Origin of the sequence: Campylobacter sp. RM12651 (genome assembly GCF_022369475.1) — a bacterium.
GTDB lineage: Bacteria > Campylobacterota > Campylobacteria > Campylobacterales > Campylobacteraceae > Campylobacter_E.
Genome location: NZ_CP059600.1, coordinates 75,064 through 97,165 on the forward strand (window position 1 = coordinate 75,064; position 22,102 = coordinate 97,165).

Below are 22,102 nucleotides of genomic sequence, written 5' to 3' on the forward strand. Positions count from 1 at the left end.
ACAACAAAACTATTCTTTCAAAACTTACCAAGAGGTACATATATGTTAAATAGCTTACATTCAGGAAACAGATTAAGGGTGGATTTTTCAAACGTTCCACAGCAAATTGAGATTCCAAATCTATTACAATTACAGCAAAAAAGCTTTGATTATTTTTTAAATATTGGTAATGAAGACAGGGAAAGTGGTATAGAAAAAGTTTTTAAATCTTTTTTTCCTGTTAGTGATTCTCAAAATAGATTAAGTTTAGATTACGTATCTTGTGAATTTGTAAAGCCTAAATACACAGTAAGAGAGTGTATGGAAAGAGGTCTTACGTATGCAGCTAACTTGCGTGCAAAAATTCGCTTGACGTTATATGATAGAGATGAAAAAACTGGTGAAAAAATTGGAATTAAAGATATAAAAGAACAAGATATTACTATTCGTGATATACCTTTAATGACAGATAGAGTTTCTTTCGTTATCAATGGGGTTGAAAGAGTAGTTGTAAATCAGCTTCATAGAAGTCCAGGTGTTATTTTTAAAGAAAGCGAAGAAGGTAATAAATTACTTTATTCTAGCCAAATTATACCTGATAGAGGAGCTTGGATTTATTTTGAATTTGATTCAAAAAATATTTTATATGCAAGAATTAATAAAAGAAGAAAATTCCAAGCAACACTTTTATTAAGAGTATTAGGATATAGCAAAGAAGATATTATTCAATTATTTTATCCAATTCAAACAATAACACTAAAAAAACATAAATTCTATACAAAATTTGATATTAATGCTATAGGCGATAGAGTTGAATTTGATTTAATTAATGAAAAAGGTGAAGTTGTTCACGAAGCAGGTAAGAAATTAACTAAAAGAAAAATTAAAGAACTTGAAGAATCAGGTTTAAAATTAATAGAATATCCTGTTGATATTTTAGCTAATCGTCAATTAGCAGAGCCTGTATATGATAAAAATACTGGGGAATTATTATTTGATACTCTTACAATGCTTGATGAAGATAAGCTAATTGCTTTAGTTCATAATGGTAGTGATTTTAAAATAGCTAATGATGTTGGTTCAGGAATTGATGATTCAATGTTAAAAACTCTTCAAAATGATTTAGATATGTTTAAATCATTTAAGCGTTCAGAAAATTATGAAAATGAAGAAGAATTTGCAATAGCTAAAATATTTAGAGTATTAAGACCAGGTGATCCTGTTGTTTTAGAAGCAGCAAAAACTTATATTTTAGATATGTTATTTAACCCTGAAAGATACGATATAACAAGAGTTGGTCGTATGAAAATGAACCATAAATTAGGACTTGATGTTCCTGAATATGTAACCGTTTTAACTAGAGAAGATATAGTAAAAACTATTCAATATCTTTACAGAATTAAATCAGGTCGTGGATATTTAGATGATAGAGACCATTTAGGAAATAGAAGAATTAGAGCTATTGGTGAGTTATTAACTAATGAATTACACATAGGTTTTGCGAAAATTCAAAAAGGCATTAAAGATAAATTAAGCTCAATTACTACTCCTATTGAAGAATTAATGCCAAGTGATTTAGTGAATTCAAAAATGATTACTTCTACACTACTTGATTTCTTTACGGGTGGTCAATTATCACAATTTATGGATCAAACAAATCCACTTAGTGAAGTTACACATAAAAGAAGATTATCGGCTTTAGGTGAGGGTGGTTTAGTAAAAGAAAGAGCAAGTTTTGAAGCTCGTGATGTTCACACAACTCATTATGGAAGAATTTGTCCTGTTGAAACTCCAGAAGGCCAAAATATCGGTCTTATTAACTCGCTTTCAACTTATGCAAAAGTTAATGATTTAGGTTTTGTTGAAGCTCCTTATAGAAAAGTTGTAGATGGTAAAATAAGCGATGAAATCGTGTATTTAACAGCTACTCAAGAAGAAGGAATTTGTATTGCACCAGCTTCTACTAAAGTAGATGAAAATGGAAATATTGTTGATGATTTAATTGAAGCTAGAATAGATGGAGAAACGATACTAGCAAAACGCGAAGATGTAGGACTTATTGACCTTACTTCAGGGGCTATCGTTGGGCTTGCAGCTTCGTTAATTCCTTTCCTAGAACACAATGACGCAAACCGTGCACTAATGGGTTCAAACATGCAACGTCAAGCAGTTCCATTGCTTACTGCTACTGCTCCAATAGTTGGAACAGGTATGGAAAGAGTAGTAGCAAGAGATGCGTGGGAAGCAATCAAAGCTAAGCGTTCAGGTAAAGTAGAAAAAGTTGATAGCAATAATATATTTATATTAGGCGAAGATGATAATGGTTTATATATAGACCATTACAAACTAGAAAAAAACTTAAGAACAAACCAAAATACAACATTTTCTCAAAAACCAATTGTAAGAAAAGGCGATATAGTAAAAGTAGGACAAGTAATTGCAGATGGCCCTTCTATGGATCAAGGAGAGCTTGCTATTGGTAAAAATGCTTTAATTGCATTTATGCCTTGGAATGGTTACAACTACGAAGATGCTATTGTAATGAGCGAAAAAATGATTCGTGAAGACGCATTTACTAGTGTTCATGTTTATGAAAAAGAAATAGAAGCTCGTGAATTAAAAGATGGCGTTGAAGAAATTACTCGTGATATTCCGAATGTAAAAGATGAAGATATAGCACATTTAGATGAAAGCGGTATTGTAAGAATCGGAACGCATGTAAAACCTGGTATGATTTTAGTAGGTAAAGTTTCTCCTAAAGGTGAAGTAAAACCAACTCCTGAAGAGAGATTATTAAGAGCGATTTTCGGAGAAAAAGCAGGTCATGTAGTTAATAAATCTTTATACGCAGGTGCTAGTGTTGAAGGCGTTGTAATTGATGTAAAAGTATTTACAAAAAAAGGTCATGAAAAAGATGCTCGTGCAAAAGCAGCTCAAGACGCTGAACGCTTAGTTTTAGAAAAAGACTATCATGATAGATTATTAATGATGGATAGAGAAGAAAATCTAAAGATTGCTAAATTATTAAAAGAAACTCCTTTAGAAAAAGCTGAAACTATAGGCGGAACATCTTATAAAAAAGGTGAAATCGTAAAAGAAGATGATTTATCTAATTTAAATCGTTTTGCTATTGGAAGTATTATTAAAGCTTATCCTAAAGATGTGCAAGCTTATTATGAGAATTTAAAAAATCATTTCCAAAATGAGAAAAAAGCTTTAAAACAAGAGCATGATGAAAAATTAGAAATATTAGAAAAAGATGATATTTTACAAAATGGTATAGTAAAACTTGTAAAAGTTTATATAGCAACTAAGCGTAAGTTAAAAGTTGGGGATAAAATGGCAGGTCGTCACGGAAATAAAGGTATAGTTTCTTGCATAGTTCCTGAAGTTGATATGCCTTATTTACCTGATGGAAGACCTGTTGATATTGTTTTAAATCCACTAGGTGTTCCAAGCCGTATGAATATAGGTCAAATTCTAGAAAGCCATTTAGGTTTAGTAGGACTTAGACTAGGAGAACAAATTCAAGAAATATTTGATGCAAAAAGAGCTGATTTTATTAAAGAATTACGCCAAAAAATGATTGATATTTGCGATATTTCAAGATTAATGGACGCTAAAGTTTATCTTAAAGATATGAGTGATGATGAGTTTATTCGCCACGCAAGAGATTGGAGTAAGGGCGTTAAATTTGGAGCTCCTGTATTTGAAGGTGTAACTGCAGAAGAATTTAAAAAGCTATTTGAAATGGCTAGAATAGATATGGATGGCAAAAGTGAGCTATACGATGGTCGCACAGGCGAAAAGATGAAAGAGCGTGTAAATGTGGGCGTTATGTATATGCTTAAACTTCACCACTTAGTAGATGAGAAAGTTCACGCAAGAAGTACAGGTCCATATAGCCTTGTTACACAACAACCTGTTGGTGGTAAAGCATTATTCGGAGGTCAAAGATTTGGAGAGATGGAAGTTTGGGCATTAGAAGCTTATGGTGCAGCACATACCTTAAGAGAAATGCTAACTATTAAATCTGATGATATTGATGGAAGATTTGCAGCGTATAAAGCACTTGCAAAAGGAGAAAATGTAACTTCAGCAGGAATTCCTGAGACATTTTTTGTTCTTACAAACGAGCTAAAATCTTTAGCTTTAGATGTTGAGATTTATAAAGAGGATAATGATGATGAATAAGAAATATAAAAAAATCCAACTTAACGAAGAAGAAAAACCAAGTCAATTTGATGCCATAGGGTTTAAAATAGCTAGCCCTGAGGCTATTCGTTCATGGTCATTTGGTGAAGTAAAAAAACCAGAAACTATAAACTATCGCACACTTAAGCCTGAAAGAGACGGCTTATTTTGTGCTAAGATTTTTGGGCCAATTAGAGATTATGAGTGCCTTTGCGGAAAATATAAAAAAATGCGTTTTAAAGGCGTTAAATGTGAAAAATGTGGAGTTGAAGTAACTACAAGTAAAGTTCGCCGCACTAGAATGGGTCATATTGAATTAGTTACTCCAGTGGCTCATACTTGGTATTCAAATGCAATACCTGCAAGAATTTCAACACTTTTAGATATTTCTACAAAAGATTTAAGCCGTGTTTTATACTATGAAGCATATATTGTAGAAGCTGTTGGAGATGCGCATACTGCAACTTATGATGATAATAAAAAAGTTACAAAATATAGCGTAATCAGCGAAGAACAATTCCAAGCTTTAAATGAAAGATATGAAGATACTGGCTTTAAAGCTAGAATGGGTGGAGAAGTAATTCATGATTTATTAGCTGAACTTGATTTAGTAGATATGGTAAGAGAATTAAAAGAAGCTTGCGAGCTAGCTCCAAAATCAAAAAAACCTGCAATTATTAAAAAATTAAAAATTGTAGAAAGCTTTTTAGCAAGTTCTCAAAGTGGAGAAGGAAATCGCCCTGAATGGATGATGATTACATGCTTACCTGTTTTACCACCTGATTTACGCCCATTAGTGTCTTTAGATGGTGGAAAATTTGCTGTTTCTGATGTGAATGATTTATATCGTCGTGTAATTAACAGAAACTCTCGTTTAAAAAGATTAATTGAACTTGATGCGCCTGAAATTATTATTAGAAACGAAAAAAGAATGCTTCAAGAAGCTGTTGATTCATTGTTTGATAACGCTAGAAAACAAACAGGAGCAGCTAAAGGTGCAAACAAAAGAACTCTAAAATCACTTACTGAAATCATCAAGGGTAAGCAAGGACGCTTTAGACAAAACCTACTTGGAAAGCGTGTTGACTTTTCAGGTCGTAGCGTAATTGTTGTTGGTCCAAAACTTAGAATGGATCAATGTGGCTTACCTAAACAAATGGCTTTAGAATTATTTAAACCACATTTATTAGCTAAACTTGAAGAAAAAGGTTATGCAACTACGGTTAAACAAGCTCATAAAATGATAGGCGAAAAGACTAACGAAGTATGGGAATGTTTAGAAGAAGTAGTAAAAGATCATCCTGTAATGCTAAACCGTGCACCAACTCTACACAAGCTTTCAATTCAAGCTTTCCATCCAGTGCTAGTTGAAGGTAAAGCTATTCAGTTACACCCTTTAGTTTGTGCTGCATTTAACGCTGACTTTGACGGCGACCAAATGGCTGTGCATGTTCCACTTAGCCAAGAAGCAATAGCAGAATGTAAGATATTAATGCTAAGCTCAATGAATATTTTATTACCTGCAAGTGGTAAGGCTATAACAGTTCCATCACAAGATATGGTTTTAGGTATTTATTATCTATCGCTTGAAAAAACAGATGCAAAAGGTGCTAATAAGATTTGCACTGGTGTTGATGAAGTATTAATGGCTATGCAAACAGGCTCACTTGATATTCATGCTACAATCAAATCAGTTGTAAATGGTAAGAGTATTAAAACTACTGCGGGTCGTTTAATTATCAAATCAATTTTACCTGATTTTGTTCCTGAAGAATTATGGAATAAGGTTTTAAAGAAAAAGGATATCGGAGCATTAGTTGATTATGTTTATAAAAATGGTGGCTTAGAAATTAGTGCAAGTTTCCTTGATAATCTTAAGAATTTAGGTTTTGAATACGCTACAAAAGCTGGTATTTCAATTTCTATTGCTGATATTATTGTTCCTGATGAAAAGAGTGATAATATAGAAAATGCAAAAGCAAAAGTAAGAGAAATCCAAAACTCATTTAACCAAGGTCTAATCACTGCTAGTGAGCGTTACAATAAAATTATTGATATTTGGAAAAATACTAATAATGAATTATCAAAAAATATGATTAATCTAATGAAAAACGATAAAGCAGGATTTAACTCAATTTATATGATGGCTGATTCAGGTGCTAGGGGTTCAACGGCTCAAATTTCACAGCTAGCAGCTATGCGTGGTCTTATGGCTAAACCTGATGGTTCTATTATTGAAACACCAATTACTTCAAACTTTAGAGAAGGGCTAAATGTTCTTGAATACTTTATCTCAACTCACGGAGCTAGAAAAGGTCTTGCCGATACAGCGCTTAAGACCGCAAGTGCAGGACACTTAACAAGAAAGCTAATTGATGTTGCTCAAAATGTGAAAATTACTATGAATGATTGTGGAACTCACGAAGGTATAGAAGTTAGTGAAATTACTGCTGATGGTGTTGTAGTTGAAAACTTACACGATAGAATTATAGGTAGGGTTTTAGCTGATGATGTTATTGATCCAATTAGCAATGAAGTATTATTTAATGAAGGCACATTAATTGATGAAGTAAAAGCAAAAAGTATTGTTCAAAGCAATATCAAATCAGTTACAATTAGAACTCCAATTACTTGTAAAGCTAAAAAAGGAATTTGTGCTAAGTGCTACGGAATTAGCCTTGCTGAAAGTAAGTTAGTTAAAACTGGTGAAGCTGTTGGTATTATTTCAGCTCAATCAATCGGTGAGCCAGGAACTCAGCTAACACTTAGAACTTTCCACAGCGGGGGAACTGCTACAACTGATATGCAAGATAGACAAGTAGAAGTTAAAAAAGAAGGTTTCATAAGATTTTATAATGTTCAAACTTATAAAAATAATGAAGGCAAACAAATTATCGCAAATCGTAGAAATGCAAATATCCTTTTAGTTGAGCCTAAGATTAAAGCTCCATTTGATGGAAGTATTTCATATATTAATGCGCACGATGATATAACTATAGTTGTAAAATCAGGTAAAAAAGAGCAAAAATATATTTTAAGAAAACACGATGTTGCAAAAATCAACGAATTAGCTGGTGTTAGCGGGAACTTATTAGGAAAGCTTTATTTACCTTATAAAGAAGGTGATAAAGTTGTTGAAAATGAAAGTATAGTTGAAGTTATTAAAGAAGACTATAACATTCCAAGACGTATTCCTTACGCATCAGAATTATTAATAGAAGATGGAGCACCAGTAGCTCAAGATATTAGAGCAAATGCGGTTGGTAAATTAAACTATTATATTCAAAAAAGTGATGGTTTAGAAAAAATTGAGCTTAAAAAAGGTCATATAGTTAATGAAAAAGGTTTATTTGTAATTATTTCAGATGGAAATGATAGAGAAGCTATTCGCCATTATGTTCCAAGAAAATCTAAAATAGAATTTGGAAGTAATGAAATAATTAAAAACGCTAATGATTTAATAGTTACAGATGCAAGTAATGAAAGCCATATAATAGCTCAATGGGACCCATATAATAACCCTATAATAGCTGAGAGTGATGGTGTTGTAAGCTTTGTAGATATTGAACCAGGCTTTAGTGTTGAAGAGCAAACTGATGAATTAACAGGAAATAGTTCTTTAGTAGTTAATGAATATTTACCTGCTAGTATGAAACCTGCTATTGTGATTACAAAAGATGATGGAAGCACAATCAGATATCAACTAGAATCAAAAACCGTTATTTATGTAAATAATAATGAAAAGGTAAAAGTAGCTCAAATTCTAGCTAAAACTCCAAAGGCGGCAACTAAGTCTAAGGATATTACGGGTGGTCTTCCAAGAGTTACTGAATTATTTGAAGTAAGAAAGGTTAAAAACCCTGCTACATTAGCTGAGATTGATGGAATTGTAAGACTAGGTCAAGCTAGCCGTATGCGTCAAGTTATTACTATAGAAGGTGCTGATGGCAATTTAGTTGAGCATACAATTGACCGCCATAGCCAAATCCAAGTAAGAGATGGTGAGATGGTTCATGCAGGTGAGCGTTTAACTGATGGAACAATTACAAGTAATGATATTTTAAGAATATTAGGCGAGAAAGCATTGCACCATTATTTAATTAGCGAAATTCAGCAAGTTTATAGCGGACAAGGCGTTGCAATTAGTGATAAACATATAGAAATTATTATTTCACAAATGTTAAGACAAGTAACCATTATAGATAGTGGAGATACTAAGTTTATAGTAGGCGATGTAGTAAGTAAGCGTAGATTTGCTGAAGAAAACGAAGCTGTTATGAAATTTGGTGGAAGTCCAGCTATTGCAGAACCACGCTTAACGGGTGTTACTCGTGCGTCAGTTAGCAGTGATAGTATTATCTCGGCTGCTTCGTTCCAAGAAACTACTAAGGTATTAACTGAAGCTAGTGTAACTGGTAAAGTAGATTATTTAGAAGACTTAAAAGAAAACGTTGTTTTAGGTAGAATGATACCTGTTGGAACGGGACTTTATTCAAGAGCAAAATTACAAATTCATAAAAACGACTAATTATAAGGGGATATAATCCCCTTATTTATTATTAATATCACAATACATTTATAATTTTTAACTACATTTTTTAGCTTTCAAATCTTGTTTTAAATTCTTTAAAATTAGTAGAATTTAAATAAATGCTTTAGATATTTTTTATTGATATTTTTCATATTATATATTTTAATTTAAAGGTATTTAAAAAATACAATGATTTTAAAATATAAAAATAGTATTATTTTAAAATATTATAAAAAGTGGGGTAAAAATGGCTTTTGAAAATGTAGTAATCACAAAAGAACTTGATGAAAAATATAAATTATCTAAAATCTTTAACATTTACAATAGAAGGTATAAAACTATTCCAGAAAGAAAAAAGTTTTTATTTGATAGTGATAAAGAGTGTTTTTTGCTTGAATGCTATCATTATGAAGACCCAGAGTTTGATCATGCTTATCTTAGCAAGGCTGTGTATATTATGTGGTATCAAAATACCTTTATAGAGCTTGTGATAGATTATAATTTGCACGAGATGATTGGAAACGAGATGTATGATTATATCTATGAGATTTTAGACATAAAAGTGCTTGATTCTACTATTAAAGATAACAAAGAAGGCTTTAATGTAATAGGGTATGATTATATATGTAGAGTTTTAGACATTAAAGATAAATCACCACTTAGCAAAGATGAAATCTTTAGCGTAGTAAAAGATGCTTTGTTAGCTTGTAAAGGCTACGGAGGAAAAGTATATATTTTAGATGAGATAACTAAACAAAAGTTAGAACAAACAAAACTATCATTAGATGAGGCAAACGAGATTTTGGATATTGCTGATGATACAGGATATTTTGATTATATAGCAAAGCATTTAGATTTAAGATATCTTGGAATTTTTAATAAATACACCGTTTTTTGCGAAGGGGTAAATGATATAAAAGATACAAGAAGTATTGATAAAACTATTGCTTTAAAGTTTTTGGATATTGATACAAATACAAGCTTGAAAAACGCTTTTATAAGGGTTTTTGATATAGACGAGCAAAGCTTATTAAAAACCTTAAAAAGCGATATGTTTAAGTGTGTTGATATTTATAATATATTTAGCTCTCGCTTAAACAAAGAATTACATGATACAAAAGAATATAAAGCTTATGTGGAATTTGAAATTATGTATAAGACTCTTTTAAAGCGTTTTGCACGAGAGACATCAGGTGCGGTGCGTGTGATAGTAAGCGATAATCCTAGTCATAGTTTTGTTCATGCTACTTGTAAAGAGATTATGAAAAATGAAAATATAACTATGATAAATGATATACCAAAGAAGTTTTATCATGATTGTGCATGGTATTATGAGGATTTGCTTGATGCTTTTAGACGCGAGAAGGAATTTTTCAAAGAACATGTAAAAGAAACAGAACTACTTCTAAAACAATTGTCAATATATAAAAAATACGGCGTGCGCGATTTTAATATTTTTAGATTTTTTTATAAATACTATGATAAAGCTTTTAGATTTTTTAACAAATACTACAATCCTTTTATGAAAGTTGTTATATTTGGTTTGCAGTTAGCTTGTGTTTATTTTGTTATTAGATTAGTTATTGTTTTGCTTAAGATTTTTGGTTTGATTTAGTGTAATAAAGAATGTATTATTACTAAATTAACTTTATTTTAAAGGTAAGATATGAATGAGTTTTTAATATATCTAACATATTTTTTAGATAATTTACATGATTTAGCTAGTGGAATTATTAGTATTTTAATTCCTATACCATATGCAAGTTTTATTACTTACCCTATTGTTTTTACTCTTACTTTATTTATAGGTTTAAAGCTCTATCCTAGATTTATAATAGCTTTATATATTTTATTTTTATATTTGGTTATAAGAATTGGGCTTATTGATAGAGATGCCGGTGGGTGGTTTGTAGTTTTACAACTATTGCTACCAATTATATTTTCACTATTAATTTGGTGGTTTTATAAGTTAATAATGAAACAAAATCAAAAATTTATTAAAGTTATCTTTTATTTTTTCTCATTTTTAATGATTGCTTTTCACGGAATATTATTCATAAGTCATTTTAATTTACAGCAAAGTCCAAAGCACGAAGTAACAGAACTTAAAAAACCAAATACCTTATTATTAAGCACAATTAAAAAGCAAAACTATACGATAGATGGTAAGTTTTTTAAAAGTGTAAATTTAATAGTTGATAAAGAAGTGCAATTATATGAAAATTATAAAAAATATGAAAAAATTTTTGAAGAAGAAGCTTCAGAATTACCAACTAGACTTAGCAAAGATAAACTAATAAATTATGATATTTATGGTTATTATAAACCTTGTAGTTATGCAATAACAAATTTAAATAATTTGAGTTTAGAACTTAGCCCTAATCTTAATAGAATTTATGATTCTTTTACTAGGTTATTTATTGATAACTATTATCTTAGTTTAGGTAATTATTATAGAAGAGGTAGTTGCTCTAATGATGTTTATACAAATTATTTAAATAAATTAAAAGAAGAATTAAAATGAGTTGTAGTTTAGAATACTCATTTTTATTTTTAATATAATTATTTGAATTAATTTTTCATAATTAAATATATTAAATAAAATATTTTGATATTAATTATAAGTTAAAAATAAAATTAATAAAGTTTTATAAATATTAGTTTGATAATATTTTTTACTATTTTTAACCAATAACTACAAAATATTATTTTTCATATTGATATTTTTTTTATTTTTTATATAATAATAATCTAATTTTAACTCAAGGAGAAACAATGAAAATTAAAATTTCACTACTTACATCGGTGTTGTTGGGGGGGGTATTAACATTTAGTGCTTGCTCTTTTTCTACAGGAGGACAAGGCGATTTAGATTCAAAACTTAGCAATCTATACAATATTCAAGCAAACAAAGATAGCGTTTGCAAATACAACGAAGTTACAAAAGACCCTATATATAACGGAAGTGCAGAAGGTATTAAATTATTATATTGTGGTGATTATACAAATTCTTATACATCTTTTAATGCAGCTGTAAATGGCTTTAATGATTCTGGTATACTTGATTACAAAGGTTTATTTTATGAATTACCGATTTTAAGAACTTATCAAGGAATAGACCAATTATTATCAACAAGTGTTTTATTTGATAAAGAAGCAGTAGAAGGTAGTAATAATTCTATTTTTGAATCAGCTAATAGATTGTTTAGATTAGCTGGTGATGAACAAGAAAAAATTGAAGAAAAATATAAAAAAGAAATCGTAAAAGCAGCAAAAGATATGGGCGGCGAAGATGGTTTTTTATTTAAAATTATTCAAAATTTAGCAAATAGTGCTATTAAGGACAATACAAGTGAATTAATGGGTATGAATTGCAAAAACGATAAAAAATCAGAAGATATTTTTATAGATGATGATTGCAAAATTCTTCAAGCAGAGCAAGGATTTATTAATACTTATGTTGAATTTATGGAATTTGTAGGTGGAATTTTAGAAGGTGGCGAAGAAGTTGATGAAGTTAGAAATAAATTATTAAAAATCAAAGAGAAAAATGTTGATAATAAAGTATTAGCAAGTGTTTTTGATAAAATTTATGGTGATAACAAATCTGATACAAATAATGTATTTGTAGTATATGAAAACGGGGAATCAAAAGGTTTAGAAGATTATGAAATCAGTTTTCCTATTCCAGCTGACTTAAACCATTTAAAAGATAATGCTGTTAAATTAGCAGTTACTTATGCAGCTTTAAATATTAATACAAAATTAGATGATGATATTATCAAAGCTATTGGTGGGCTTACCGATGCTCGTGGGGTATTTCCAAAATTAACTGATAGCAAATCATCTTATGAGTATTTAGAAGTAAGCAACAATAAAAATAAAGAAAATACAAAACAATTAGCCGATATGGATAAAATAATTACTAAAGATTACAATAGTAATTTAACTGTTACAATGATAAAAGCTATTTTTGATGCAGCTGTTAAAACTTCTTTAAATGCTAGTGCAGCTAATAAAAGTCCATTATTAGGATTTGCAGCAAATAAAGCCACTGAAGCTGTTAATCATAGTGATTTAAGACGCGTTGTGGGACTTCCAAAAGATTATCAATTAACAATACTTGATAATACAGGAGATATTAAAATCACAGATAATAAAGGAAATGAAATATTTTCAAAATCTAATTTAGATAAAGATAAAAACTACTTAATTTATGTTAAATCTCCAAAAATAGGCACAAATTATATAAAAGTAATTGAAGGTAAAAAAGTAACACAAGTAAATGTAGGGGAGAATTAATAATGAAAAAATATTCAATTTTATTAGCTGGATTATTATTTAGTGCTTGTGTAAGTAATCAAAATTCTCCTGCAAATACAAATAATACTATAGGAGCATTAGATAAATGCCCTAATGTAACTTATGCAAATGCTAAAGACTTAAAATATTTAGGTTGTGAGTTAGTAAAGAGTAAAAAAGGTAATCGTGAAGTTGTGAATTTAAAACTAACAAGTCAAACTAAAAGCCAAAAGGCTTATAAGGTAAAAATTACTTGGGAAGATACAAATGGTATGACAACAGATGCGTTTAGCGAAAGATTAACTACTGATTATTTAGAAGTATCAAATCATGATACAAAAAATTTATTATATTTAGCTCCAACCGATGATTCTGTAAATTATAAAGTATTGATTACCGGAATTAGTGAAATACCTAAAGGTGCTTTATATGATAGTAAGCATTCAAAAATTGGCTCAAATGATTTTTCTTTAACAACCGATAAACTTGTAAAACAAATGTATTACGCAAAAGTTAGAAGTGATAAGTTTTTAAATTGCGGAGATTACCCGTGCAATTTAATGGTAGAAAGAATTAAAAACAATACAAGACAAAACTTTAGCCCTAAAATTATAAAAGAAGAATTAGTAAATGCTATCAATGATTATCAATTAGCAAATTATATTGATAGTGTATCGGGTGATGGTAGCACGAGTAATTCTTATGCGATAGCTAAATCTCTTGAAGGAAATGAAGATTTTGACCAAGATAAAATTGTTCAATCAGGACATTTAGTAGGTCCTACTCATTCTTTAAGGGGTGTTATCACTCAACAAACTAATTTAGAAACAGGTGAAGTTGCGTATTATCTAGATGTATCTATTAATAGATTAGCAACAGGCGTGGTAGAGTGGAAAGGCAGAGAAATCATTAATAAGAAATTTTAAGGGGTAAAAATGTTAAAGAAAACACTTTTGAGTTTTATAGCTACATTATTAATGAGTCAAATAACATTTGCAAGTGAAAGTCCAATAAAAGTTTGTGAAGGTGAAAAAGGTAAGTTTGATAAATATATAGCTTGTATAAAAAATGAATTACAAAACAAAGATGAGATTTTATTTGTAGGGGCAAAAATTGTCTCTTTAGCACAAAATAAGAGTGGGGCAAATTTTTATAGTTATGTAGATACAGCTTTTCAAAAGGCTATGCTAGAAATTAAAAGCAAAGCAATAGCTGAGAATGGTTTAAGGCATATAAGTAGCGCTATTTTGGCTATAACTGATAAAACAGAAGATGCACAAAAGCTAAAAAGTGAGCTTGAAAATGAAGCGAAAGCTGAATTAAAAGCTATGAAAAGAGAACAAAGCTATGAAGAAATTGTGGATGGTGTTTTAAATAGAATAAAAACTATAATAGACCCCAATTTAGATATACAAGATTACTCACAAGCTCAAAAAGAACAAGCAAAAGCAATAGCAAAAAGTGCAATATTTTCAGATACATTTGCTTCTAATATAAGTCAAAGTGGTTCGGGTATAGCACAAGGTTTGGTAACTTATATGAGCGTAATTGATACAGATAAAGATGGTAATTCAAGACTTGGGGTGATTGCTTATGTATCTGATAGGTCAATTCAGCTTTATAATAGTCTTACTAAGGGTATTGAAATTCCAGAACCAGAAAATAAAGCAATTTGCAAAAAAGTAACAGATATTATAAAAGCTATGAGCGATGAAGAAAGATTAGGCAGGGTAGGAACAATGTTTTATTGGGATGAGAATTGTAGACCCGCATTATTATCATTTTCTTTAAAATCATACAAGCAAAAACCTGCTTTAAAATATCAATTACAAGAAACAAATACAGAAAAATCAGAAATGGTAGCTCAAGATAATTTAGCACAATTTTTAGGTTCTTATGTAGATTTACAAAAAAATTACACTGCCGAAATGAAAACTATTCAAAATGCTATGTTTACCGTAATTGAAGGCGCTATTAATGATGGAGTATATGAAGAAGGTAGTGTTGAAAATACTATATCAAGTTCTTTTTCTAAAATAGTAAAAACTCATAGTAAAGTAAATACTAAAGGAATGAAGACAATAGAACAATGGTATCAAGATTTAGGCGATGTTGGAGTTGTTGGTTCTATGGTTTCTTATTCTTTAAGTAATATTAAACAAATTGATAAAAAGAATGAACAAATTAGTGCAGTAAAAACTGGTCAAAAAACTGCAACAAGCAAAGATGTAAAACCTGTTAAAGTGCAAAAATCAATGCTAATTTATAGCAATCAAGTAACAGATGATTTTTAGGGGCTTGTATGAAAAAGTTATTAATTATGATCTTAGGCTTAGTAATAAGCCTAAATGCTGCTATTGTTACTAAAACTAGCGTAAAAACTGCTACTGGTGAAGGATATGGTCTAACGTATGAACAAGCAGTTGATAATGCTCTTGCAGAAGCCATTGGGAAATTAAATGGTGCTTATATAAAAAGCACTCATCAAAATAAAGTTCAAGCAAGTAATAATAACGGCGATATAAATTATCAAGAAACTTATAATAAAAAGATATCTCGTGCAACACAAGGTAGATTTAATTCATTTGATGTAATTAGCAAAATGCAGACTGCTGATGGTTATAAGGTAGTAGTTCAGATTAAAAAAATTAGCTCTAGCAAATACTATAAAATCCCAGGTCAAAATACAAATAAGCATAATTTGATTGTAGTTCCTAGAATTAGTGAATTAAATATGATGAATATTGGTTATGAAGAGTTGGTGTTTTTAAATATATTAAAAACAGCCATACAAAATGAGATTTATAAGGCTAGAAAATTTAATTTATTAGATAGAGATAATCAAAACATAACCGAAAATGAAGCAAGATTTATTAAAAATAATGCTAGTAAAGATGAAGCATTAAGATTAGGCCATACTTTAGGGGCTGATTATGTATTTTTGTTTGATGTAGCATCATTTAAATATATTCCTGGTAAGCATTCAAGCTATACAAATAGCATAGGCAAATCAAACCTTAGTGCAACTATAAATTATCAAGTTATTTTAATGGCTACTCAAGAGATAAAATATTCAAATACAAGCACAATACAATATGAATTTAAAGAGTTAAATAATGTAGAAATTGATAATTTTATAAATAAAATTGCAAAAGAGTTGGTTGAGAATTTTCATTCAGGTATTTATCCGCCAGTGGTAGAAAATATTAGCAATAATCTTGCTATTTTTACTCAAAAAATACCCATTGGAACTACCTTAGATTGTTTTGCAAAAGGCAAGGTAATTATTGATAGCAGAACAAAGGAGAAGAGTTATACAGAAGATTTTTCAGGAGTTGTAGAGATTATTAGAAACAACGAAAAACAAAGTTATGCAAATATATCAAGCGGTAATATAAAAAAAGGAGATATTTGTAGAATTAAAAAAGAAGAGAAAATTAAGAAAAAAGTCTCAAACGGATATGGTTTGTAGCAAGAAATGGCGCTTTGCCATTTCTTAAAATATTTATAAATTTTTATGTAAAATAATAGAACATAGCTTTAAAAGTTGAATTGCTAAAAGAATTTAAATTAGTGATAAAATCACAAGTATTATCTGATATAAAATAAAACATTTTGTTACAAGGAAATTAAAGTGGAAATTATCAATAAAAAGTGTGATATTTGTTCTTGTAAAATCTCAAAATTAACTTATAAAAAAGATTTAGGATTTATTAGTCTAAAATGTCCTAATTGCAATGCTTTTTATATTTTAAAAAGCAAGATTAATGGCTTTTCTTTTAGCAATGCTTTGAGTGTTATTTTTGGTTTTATTAGCGCTATTATTACAATAATTTTTGCCACTTCAAATAAGAATTTAGCTAATGAAAATTTTGTATTTTTTATCTTTATATTATTTGCGATTTTTTTAATATCTATTGCTATTTTTTCTATTATTGAGCGTTATTTGAATATATTTATATTTTCTAAGTTTTTCTTGGTTGAAGATTTGAGTAAAATCAAAGCTAAAAGTAAAACAATAATAGACTATATTTTAAGCAAATTTAAATTCTTATAAATCATCACAAGCTTTAATTTATCAATGTTTGTTTAAAGTTTTCTTTTAAAGATTTAATAATAGTAATAACTACGAAATAATACAATAGACAAACTTTTTTATACCTGTCATCTAACTGAAAATATTTAATTTAATTTTAAAATATTAGTAGTTCTTAAAACTATATTTTGATATTACAAAATAAATATAATATTTTTATTTGATTGTATGATTTATGCCTTTTTTTAGTAAAGTTAGTAATAATTTTTGGCTTTGTTTAATACTTGCAAAGTTGCTTAAATTTGTCCTTTGTTTTTACTAATTTTTCTTATTTTTATATTATGAAAATTTATTTTCTTAAGTATATTTCATCGGTATCAATTTCAACTAAATAAATCATCAAATTTATAATTTAGTTCTAGTAATCTCATAACATATTTAAAACCTTTTTAGCGGCTTTTACACCTTCATGCCATAATTTATGTCTTTTTAATACATATTTAGCATCAATTTTTCCACCAAACATAGCACCTAAAAGTGCTCTATTAGTCTTAAAAACAAAAGCAAATAAATGTATAAATATCCAAAAAATCATTAAAAACATTCCAATATTATGTAGTAATGCTACTAAAAATATAGAGTTTTCACTAATTGAAATTTCTGCTAAATTTTTATAAGTTTTAATAAGCCCTGTAATAATTAAAACAGCCATAATAATTACAAGTCCTAAATACGCAAGGCGTTGTTCTGGTAGGTATTTTTCGCAAGGTTCTTCTTCTTTGTTAAAAATTATTGCATAGATTAATTTTATGCTTTTTTTAATATCACCTTTTTTTGGAAGCATTGAAAAATCTTTGCGTAAAATATAATATGTAATATGCAAAAATACAAAAAATATCAAGCTAATACTAAAAATATAATGAATCATCAAACTAATATAATAATCCACACTCCAAGACATTAAAGGTAATTTATAAATCATATATCTTTTTGCGACAGGCATTTGTAAAATACCACTAAAAATCAACGCAAAAACACTAATCATTATTCCTAAATGAGTTATTTGATTAAATATACTTTGTCTTTTAATTTTCATTTTTTTCCTTAGTAAAACACCTGCTAAAACACCTGCAATCGGGCTTAATAAAACACTTTTAATAATTTTGTCATTACTGGTTATTTTGTTATTTATATCTACTTTCATATGTGCTATTCCTTGAGTGTTGTTTGCGTGTTTTGTGCTTATTGCTTCTTGAATTTTTTCAAATGAAATCGGCGATACATAAAAAGTTGCAGTTCCGCCGTTTTGTTTATCTCCGTAAATATATGTGCCATCATCTTTGGCTAAATCTTTATATTCTTGTGCCTTTTTTAGGGCTAGTAATTTTATTTTTTCCTTATTTGCATATATCATTGCGTTTTTAGGACAAGCACTCACACAAGCAGGAATACTAATATCAGCACATAAATCGCATTTATACATAACTCCACCACCTGCTAATTTAGGTGCTATTTTAAGATAAACTCCAACCCCTGCTTGTCGTTGTGGTATGTGCCAAGGGCAAACATCTTTACATTTTGCTCCACCAAAACAAACATTAGGGTTAATCTTAACTGCTGAATTATCTTTGCTAATTGCTCCAAAAGGACATATTTTAAGACAAGTTGGGTCATCACAATGCATACAATGTCTTGGGATATTTATGTTTTTATTATCTATGTTTAATTTTTCAACATAGATGAAATTATAAGGATTTAGCCTATTAATCTCATCTTTTTTGTCTTGATAATCTTCATAAAATTTTTGTGGATAATAATTTGGTATTTTGCTAATTGGTTTAGGAAAAACATCTTTATTTTTTAATTTACAAGCACTTACGCATAAAGGTGTTGCTAAATTAGCACAGCCATCGCAAAGGCTTAAATCAATTAGTTTTGCCATTTTTTCTTGATTGGTATTTGCAAAAACCTTGCTTACACTAGCAATTCCTGCGATTTTTAAAAAATTTCTTCTATCTAAACTCATAATATTCCTTTTTTTGATAAAGTATAAGAGTTTTTAAAAATTATGTATGTGATAAAGTTACAATGAAAAAGATTGAAGATTTTTTAAATTCTATATTTACAAATAATGAGCTAATTAAAAAATGTTTAGAAAAAGGTCTTTTTAAGACTTATAAAAAAGGTGATGATTTATGGGATTGTCAAGGGCTTATATTTATAATTGATGGAAGTATTAAGATATTTATTGATAATGGCATTAGAAAGATTGATATTTTTAATTTATCAAATGATGAATATTGCTTATTATCAGCTTCTTGCGTGCTAAATAATATTAGTTTTGATGTTAATATTGAGTTTGTAAAAAACACTAATGTTTGGGTAATTCCTAGCAAAGATTTAGAAGAATTAAGCGAAAAATATTTAGAATTTAAACAGCTAAAATTAGACATTATTTCTAAAAGACTTAGCGAAATTATGCAATTTTTAGAAGATTTTGCTTTTATGCCGCTTTCAAATCGTGTTTTAAAATATATAAAAGATAATGCAAGCAATAATGAATTAAAAATCACTCACGAAGAATTAGCAAGAGTAGTAGGTAGCTCAAGAGAAAGTATTTCAAGGGTTTTAAAAGAGTTGAAAAATGATAATAAAATCGTGTTAAAACGAGGTGCTATTATTGTTTGTACTTAAAGAATTTAAAACAGGAGTTTAAAATAAATCTTAGATATTGCTAGATTTAAAATCTAAATTTCAAATTTAAATTCTTTAAAATTAAATGATTTTTCTAATTGCAATACTAAAAATAAAGCTATTTAAAATAATTTGAAATAGGATTTTGGTTTTTTTATAATTATTTATATTATAAACTTTACCTATAAATCCTAATAACCATAAACTCCACTAAACCCTTATTTCCCAAGTATTTTAAACAATCTATTACCACTAGTCCATTTCAAATAACTCAAAAACTTTTTCATATTTTTTCATTTTTTTCAATTTTTTTAAAAAATATTTTCATATTTAAGAATACTTTAAGTTTTGCTGTATATAATTCAGGCTTTCGTTTGCATAACTTCAGTTATCAAACTTGTTATTTTAAATAGTTTTATTGTTAATTTTAAATATATCAATTATTTCAACGTCAATCTTTGATATCTAAACAAGTGATCAAGAGCCATTTAAAACTTTCTTATATATAAGTTTTAAATCATTCACTTCATTATTTTATTTATTTTTTAATTTTTCATAGATTAAAAAATAATCATTTAAATTATGGAGAGTTTGATCCTGGCTCAGAGTGAACGCTGGCGGCGTGCCTAACACATGCAAGTCGAACGATGAAGTCTAGCTTGCTAGACGGATTAGTGGCGCACGGGTGAGTAATGTATAGCTAACTTGCCCCTTACAAGAGGACAACACTTAGAAATGAGTGCTAATACTCTATACTCCGCTCTAACATAAGTTAGGGTGGGAAAGTTTTTCGGTAAGGGATAGGGCTATATTGTATCAGCTAGTTGGTAAGGTAATGGCTTACCAAGGCTATGACGCATATCTGGTCTTAGAGGATGATCAGACACACTGGAACTGAGACACGGTCCAGACTCCTACGGGAGGCAGCAGTGGGGAATATTGCTCAATGGGGGAAACCCTGAAGCAGCAACGCCGCGTGGAGGATGACACTTTTCGGAGCGTAAACTCCTTTTTTACAAGAAGAATACTGACTGTATTGTAAGAATAAGCACCGGCTAACTCCGTGCCAGCAGCCGCGGTAATACGGAGGGTGCAAGCGTTACTCGGAATCACTGGGCGTAAAGGGCGCGTAGGCGGAGTAGTAAGTTGGATGTGAAATCTAATGGCTTAACCATTAAACTGCATTCAAAACTGCTATTCTAGAGTAAGGGAGAGGCAGATGGAATTAGTAGTGTAGGGGTAAAATCCGTAGATATTACTAAGAATGCCAATTGCGAAAGCGATCTGCTAGAACTTAACTGACGCTAAGGCGCGAAAGCGTGGGGAGCAAACAGGATTAGATACCCTGGTAGTCCACGCCCTAAACGATGTATGCTAGTTGTTGGAATGCTAGTCATTTCAGTAATGCACCTAACGGATTAAGCATACCGCCTGGGGAGTACGGTCGCAAGATTAAAACTCAAAGGAATAGACGGGGACCCGCACAAGCGGTGGAGCATGTGGTTTAATTCGAAGATACGCGAAGAACCTTACCTGGGCTTGATATCCTAAGAACCTTGTAGAGATACGAGGGTGCTAGCTTGCTAGAACTTAGAGACAGGTGCTGCACGGCTGTCGTCAGCTCGTGTCGTGAGATGTTGGGTTAAGTCCCGCAACGAGCGCAACCCACGTATTTAGTTGCTAACAGTTCGGCTGAGCACTCTAAATAGACTGCCTTCGCAAGGAGGAGGAAGGTGTGGACGACGTCAAGTCATCATGGCCCTTATGCCCAGGGCTACACACGTGCTACAATGGCATATACAATGAGAAGCAATACCGCGAGGTGGAGCAAATCTATAAAATATGTCTTAGTTCGGATTGTTCTCTGCAACTCGAGAGCATGAAGCCGGAATCGCTAGTAATCGTAAATCAGCTATGTTACGGTGAATACGTTCCCGGGTCTTGTACTCACCGCCCGTCACACCATGGGAGTTGATTGTGCTTTAAGTCGGAATACTAAACTAGTTACCGCCCACAGCAAAATCAGCGACTGGGGTGAAGTCGTAACAAGGTAACCGTAGGAGAACCTGCGGTTGGATCACCTCCTTTCTAGAGTACATACTCTTTAACTCACACTAAAGAGTAATAATAAATATTTCAAGAGCTCTTGAGAGCTTGTTTGGATATCAAAGGTTGAAATGAGTATTGATATGGGGAATTAGCTCAGCTGGGAGAGCGCCTGCCTTGCACGCAGGAGGTCAGCGGTTCGATCCCGCTATTCTCCACCATATAAAACTTAAACAGAGCATTTAAGCTAAATGTTCTTTCTAGGTTTTATTTAATTTAATTCTATGTTATATATAGTTTCTAACCTAGTGTTATTTTAT

The 22,102-nt window shown here is 30.1% G+C and carries 11 protein-coding genes, 1 tRNA gene and 1 rRNA gene; 12 read left to right on the top strand and 1 reads right to left on the bottom strand.

Annotated features, from left to right (window positions below; translation table 11 throughout):
* Positions 1–42: 42 nt before the first annotated feature.
* From rpoB to AVBRAN_RS00495, 9 genes are all read left to right on the top strand, one after another.
* Positions 43–4,173 carry a DNA-directed RNA polymerase subunit beta gene (gene rpoB, locus AVBRAN_RS00455; protein ID WP_214119982.1) on the top strand — a complete coding sequence of 1,377 codons (4,131 nt, stop codon included), beginning with the start codon at positions 43–45 and terminating at the stop codon, positions 4,171–4,173.
* A complete protein-coding gene (rpoC, locus tag AVBRAN_RS00460; RefSeq protein ID WP_214118188.1) occupies positions 4,160–8,701 on the top strand; it encodes a DNA-directed RNA polymerase subunit beta' in 4,542 nt (1,513 codons plus the stop codon). The genes rpoB and rpoC overlap by 14 nt, the downstream gene beginning before the upstream one ends.
* A gap of 250 nt (positions 8,702–8,951) precedes the next feature.
* Positions 8,952–10,319, top strand: a complete 1,368-nt coding sequence (locus tag AVBRAN_RS00465; RefSeq protein WP_239803256.1) for a hypothetical protein — start codon at positions 8,952–8,954, stop codon at positions 10,317–10,319.
* Between the two features lie 51 nt (positions 10,320–10,370).
* Complete coding sequence (locus tag AVBRAN_RS00470) at positions 10,371–11,228, top strand: hypothetical protein (protein ID WP_239803257.1); 858 nt, start codon at positions 10,371–10,373, stop codon at positions 11,226–11,228.
* Between the two features lie 251 nt (positions 11,229–11,479).
* Positions 11,480–13,006, top strand: coding sequence for a hypothetical protein (locus tag AVBRAN_RS00475; RefSeq protein ID WP_239803258.1), 1,527 nt, complete (start codon positions 11,480–11,482; stop codon positions 13,004–13,006).
* Between the two features lie 2 nt (positions 13,007–13,008).
* Complete coding sequence (locus tag AVBRAN_RS00480) at positions 13,009–13,932, top strand: penicillin-binding protein activator LpoB (protein ID WP_239803259.1); 924 nt, start codon at positions 13,009–13,011, stop codon at positions 13,930–13,932.
* Positions 13,933–13,941: 9 nt separating this feature from the next.
* Positions 13,942–15,300, top strand: a complete 1,359-nt coding sequence (locus tag AVBRAN_RS00485; protein ID WP_239803260.1) for a hypothetical protein — start codon at positions 13,942–13,944, stop codon at positions 15,298–15,300.
* Between the two features lie 8 nt (positions 15,301–15,308).
* On the top strand, positions 15,309–16,478 hold the full coding sequence (locus AVBRAN_RS00490; RefSeq protein WP_239803261.1) for a hypothetical protein: 1,170 nt from the start codon (positions 15,309–15,311) through the stop codon (positions 16,476–16,478).
* A 162-nt stretch (positions 16,479–16,640) separates the two neighbouring features.
* Positions 16,641–17,063 carry a hypothetical protein gene (locus AVBRAN_RS00495; protein WP_239803262.1) on the top strand — a complete coding sequence of 141 codons (423 nt, stop codon included), beginning with the start codon at positions 16,641–16,643 and terminating at the stop codon, positions 17,061–17,063.
* 406 nt (positions 17,064–17,469) lie between these two features.
* Here AVBRAN_RS00495 and AVBRAN_RS00500 read toward each other — a convergent pair whose 3' ends face one another.
* Positions 17,470–19,068, bottom strand: a complete 1,599-nt coding sequence (locus AVBRAN_RS00500) for a cytochrome b/b6 domain-containing protein (RefSeq protein WP_239803263.1) — start codon at positions 19,066–19,068, stop codon at positions 17,470–17,472.
* A 62-nt stretch (positions 19,069–19,130) separates the two neighbouring features.
* On the opposite strand from AVBRAN_RS00500, the gene AVBRAN_RS00505 reads away from it, so the two are divergent.
* The 3 genes from AVBRAN_RS00505 to AVBRAN_RS00515 all read left to right on the top strand — a co-directional run bounded on the left by AVBRAN_RS00505 (position 19,131) and on the right by AVBRAN_RS00515 (position 22,003).
* The gene (locus tag AVBRAN_RS00505) at positions 19,131–19,736 is read left to right on the top strand and encodes a Crp/Fnr family transcriptional regulator (RefSeq protein ID WP_239803264.1); all 606 of its coding nucleotides are present in this window, start codon (positions 19,131–19,133) and stop codon (positions 19,734–19,736) included.
* Positions 19,737–20,315: 579 nt separating this feature from the next.
* A 16S ribosomal RNA gene (locus tag AVBRAN_RS00510) occupies positions 20,316–21,824 on the top strand.
* Positions 21,825–21,927: 103 nt separating this feature from the next.
* Positions 21,928–22,003 (top strand) — tRNA-Ala (locus AVBRAN_RS00515).
* Positions 22,004–22,102 lie beyond the last annotated feature (99 nt).

Excerpts from the sequence above, each read along its gene's own strand:
- AVBRAN_RS00475 (WP_239803258.1), top strand. The coding sequence starts at position 11,480 with ATGAAAATTAAAATTTCACTACTTACATCGGTGTTGTTGGGGGGGGTA.
- AVBRAN_RS00470 (WP_239803257.1), top strand. The coding sequence starts at position 10,371 with ATGAATGAGTTTTTAATATATCTAACATATTTTTTAGATAATTTACAT.
- rpoB (WP_214119982.1), top strand. The coding sequence starts at position 43 with ATGTTAAATAGCTTACATTCAGGAAACAGATTAAGGGTGGATTTTTCA.
- AVBRAN_RS00485 (WP_239803260.1), top strand. The coding sequence starts at position 13,942 with ATGTTAAAGAAAACACTTTTGAGTTTTATAGCTACATTATTAATGAGT.
- AVBRAN_RS00490 (WP_239803261.1), top strand. The coding sequence starts at position 15,309 with ATGAAAAAGTTATTAATTATGATCTTAGGCTTAGTAATAAGCCTAAAT.
- AVBRAN_RS00465 (WP_239803256.1), top strand. The coding sequence starts at position 8,952 with ATGGCTTTTGAAAATGTAGTAATCACAAAAGAACTTGATGAAAAATAT.
- AVBRAN_RS00500 (WP_239803263.1), bottom strand. The coding sequence starts at position 19,068 with ATGAGTTTAGATAGAAGAAATTTTTTAAAAATCGCAGGAATTGCTAGT.
- AVBRAN_RS00480 (WP_239803259.1), top strand. The coding sequence starts at position 13,009 with ATGAAAAAATATTCAATTTTATTAGCTGGATTATTATTTAGTGCTTGT.
- rpoC (WP_214118188.1), top strand. The coding sequence starts at position 4,160 with ATGATGATGAATAAGAAATATAAAAAAATCCAACTTAACGAAGAAGAA.
- AVBRAN_RS00505 (WP_239803264.1), top strand. The coding sequence starts at position 19,131 with ATGAAAAAGATTGAAGATTTTTTAAATTCTATATTTACAAATAATGAG.